Annotated in this window: 2 protein-coding genes and 1 pseudogene; all 3 read left to right on the top strand. The window is 57.8% G+C overall.

What is annotated here, in order from left to right:
* Window positions 1–484: 484 nt before the first annotated feature.
* Window positions 485–622 (top strand): hypothetical protein, encoded by a 138-nt coding sequence (locus WCA53_RS12150; RefSeq protein ID WP_423909911.1) that lies wholly within the window; start codon window positions 485–487, stop codon window positions 620–622.
* Window positions 619–2,844 carry a cytochrome c biogenesis protein ResB gene (locus WCA53_RS12145; RefSeq protein WP_423909906.1) on the top strand — a complete coding sequence of 742 codons (2,226 nt, stop codon included), beginning with the start codon at window positions 619–621 and terminating at the stop codon, window positions 2,842–2,844. Before WCA53_RS12150 ends, WCA53_RS12145 begins: the two co-directional genes overlap by 4 nt.
* A gap of 4 nt (window positions 2,845–2,848) precedes the next feature.
* A pseudogene (locus tag WCA53_RS12140) lies at window positions 2,849–3,091 on the top strand (c-type cytochrome biogenesis protein CcsB); the annotation flags it as partial.

Below are 3,091 nucleotides of genomic sequence, written 5' to 3'. Positions count from 1 at the left end.
TCCGGCGCCTGGCTCCGTTCTCGCAGTTATCGATAAGCGTTGGTTTCAAGCACCGCGATTTGTTGTGCCTCGGATTCGAGTGACAATCAATCATGGACTTCGAAGGCATGACGACCGGCATGCACTTGCTTGTGTGGGGTTCTCGCTGCAAAAGTGGTGGGTCGTCGTGACGGTGAGCGGTAGCTCGCATTGGCGGCGTTCTCGGCTGTTGTAGGTTTCGTGAGGTCACCGACGGTGCAACGAGGTCGACGTTTTGAGGGCGATCGGTACGCCGGGTAGCTCCGCACATGCCGACCTCACGCCAACTTGCAAGTCTGGACAAGCCGACGGATGTGCTGGCGTTTTATACGCAGGTATGAAGCGAGATACTCTTCGGCGGTTGACCCGAGAGATGCTTTTGAATCTAATCAATAAGGTACTCGCGATGCGTGAATCGGTGTTCTAAGTATTAACGAAAGCAAAACAAGTCCACAGTCGAGAGGGTGTGACAACGAAACCGGTATTCCTCAAGGTGGACGCGTTGCATCGGAAGGCCGATCCAATGTCAGCGCCTATTTCGGGCTTGTCACGGCGGTCGATGATCCGCATTTCAATCCTGAGCGTTCAGGCGGAGTTCGAATGAGCATAACCGCGTCGAGATTGCCGTCCAGGTCGAACCGTGGCAGCGTGCGTCCCGCCATCGAGTTGATCAGTTCGATGCGCTTCGCCATCTCGCTGCTGGTGGTGCTGGCCATTGCAAGCGTCATAGGGACGGTTCTTACGCAAGACGACCCTTACGCCAATTATGTGAACCAATTCGGTCCGTTCTGGGCTGACATCTTCCGCGGCTTGAGCCTCTACACCGTGTACAGCGCGTGGTGGTTCATGCTGATCCTGATATTCCTGGTGATTTCGGTGTCGCTGTGCGTGACGCGCAACGGCCCGAAAATGATCGCCGACATAAAGAGCTGGAAAGATCGCGTGCGTGAAGACGGTCTTCGCGCGTTCCGTCACAAGGGCACATTCGACATTGCGACCCTGAGCCGCGCCGATGCGACTGTGCTCTTGATGCGGCTCGCGGGCAAGATGGGTTACAGGTTGATCAAGCGCGAAACGGATACCGGTGCGACCTTGATCGCAGGCAAACGCGGCGCACTGACCAAACTCGGCTACGTTTTGGCGCACGTCGCGATTGTGGTGATCTGCCTCGGCGGTCTGATCGACAGCAACCTTCCCATCAAGCTGCAAATGTGGCTTCTCCACAAGACGCCGACCGAGATCGATATGGCGATTGCCGATATCGCGCCAGAGCATCGGTTGTCATCGTCGAATCCAGCGTTTCGCGGTTTTGCATTGGTGTCAGAGGGGCAGCGTGTAAGCACGGCGGTTCTCAGCGAGCAAGACGGCGCACTGGTCCAGGACCTGCCGTTTTCTGTCCAGCTTGATAAGTTCGTCGTCGCCTATTATTCAACTGGCATGCCTAAGCTCTTCGCGAGCGATATTGTCTTGACCGATCGCAAGACCGGCGAGCGCATTCCAGCGCGCGTGGAAGTGAATAAGCCGTTCACCCATGACGGTATCTCTATCTATCAATCGGGCTTTCAGGATGGCGGCTCGACGCTCGCAATGACAGCGTGGCCGATGGCAGGCGGTGATGTTGAGACCCAGCCATTCGAAGGTACGGTCGGCGCTACCGGCAAGCCGGTTCCGCGGACAATTGAGGGTGGTGAGGAAACGGTTGAGCTCACTGACTTTCGCGCGATCAACGTCGAAGATATCACCGACGGAAGCGGCGCCACTGACGCGCGCAGGGTCGGCCGGGCCCACACGCTTCAGCAAGATTTTGACGCGCGCTTAGGTTCGGGTGCGAAGCGCGCAAGACTGGATGATCTACGCAACCTGGGCCCGTCGGTGCAATACAAGATTCGTCGCTCAGACGGCCAGGCGCGCGAGTATCGAAACTATATGCTGCCTGTGGCTATGTCCGGCCAGCCGATGTTCCTCGCCGGCGTGCGGCTCGGTCTGAACGATCCTTTTCGCTTTCTGCGCATTCCTGCCGACGAGCGGAACTCGGTGAAAGAGTGGATGAACTTGCGAGCCGCGCTCGAAACGCCTGACATGCGCGTGCAGGCCGCACGCCGTTTCGTGCGGCGTTCGGAGCCGAACGCCAATGGTGATGTCGAAAAACATCTGGTAGACAACGCGTTGGCAGTAATCAATCTTTTCGCGGGCGCGCAGCAGAATGAGATCGCGATGGATGCGGCAGGGCCCTCAGGTGGCTTTCAGCGGATATCGAGTCTCATAGATAGATCAAAGACCCGTGCGGAGCAAGAAGAGGGTGCCAGATTGCTTCTGCACACACTCAAGGGCGTGACCCTGGAGCTCTGGCAACTTTCGCGTACAAAAAACGGTGAGCCTGAGGCGAAGTCAGACGAAAAAAGTGCGTTGTTCATTCAGTCGTCAATCAATGCACTGTCGGACAGCTTCCTGTACGGCGCACCGTTTTTCCTGCAACTCGATTCGTTCAAGCAAGTGCAGTCGTCTACATTCCAGCTGACTCGTGCACCGGGCGAGAGACTGGTATACGTGGGCAGCCTCCTGCTCGTGCTCGGCATTTTCTCGATGTTTTACGTCCGGGAACGCCGTCTCTGGTTTTGGCTGAAAGACACCACATCGGGTGGTACGAGCGTATTGATGGCAATGTCCACCGCGCGCAGGACCCTCGATTTCGAGAAAGAATTCGCGCAGACGCGCGACGCGATCGGCGCCGCGCTTGGCGTCAAATCGCAACTGGCGGCGCCGTCGGCGTCCTCGGAAACGCCTTCGGACGTGAAGTCCACCGGCTCGCACGATTCAACTCGGTAAGATCATGGACCTCACACAAGCCTCCTCGCAGTCGACCTCGGCGCAACAGCGCGCGGGCAAAGTGCCCGTCGATCCCCATCTCTTCGACGAGCGGCCGTTTCTCAAGCGTCTCAGCGTGACGGACTGGCTGTTCGCGCTGGCAATGGTCGCCGGGGCGGGGTTTGCGCTGTTCCGGTATTACCCGTACATGAACTACTACGACAAGCTGGTGCTCTGCTGCGCTGTGCCGACGTTCGTGGTGCTCGGA

Origin of the sequence: Caballeronia sp., from assembly GCF_049581465.1 — a bacterium.
In the GTDB taxonomy this organism is placed as follows: Bacteria; Pseudomonadota; Gammaproteobacteria; order Burkholderiales; family Burkholderiaceae; genus Caballeronia.
Note: the sequence above shows the minus strand (reverse complement) of the source record. Positions and strands in the feature narration are given on the sequence as shown.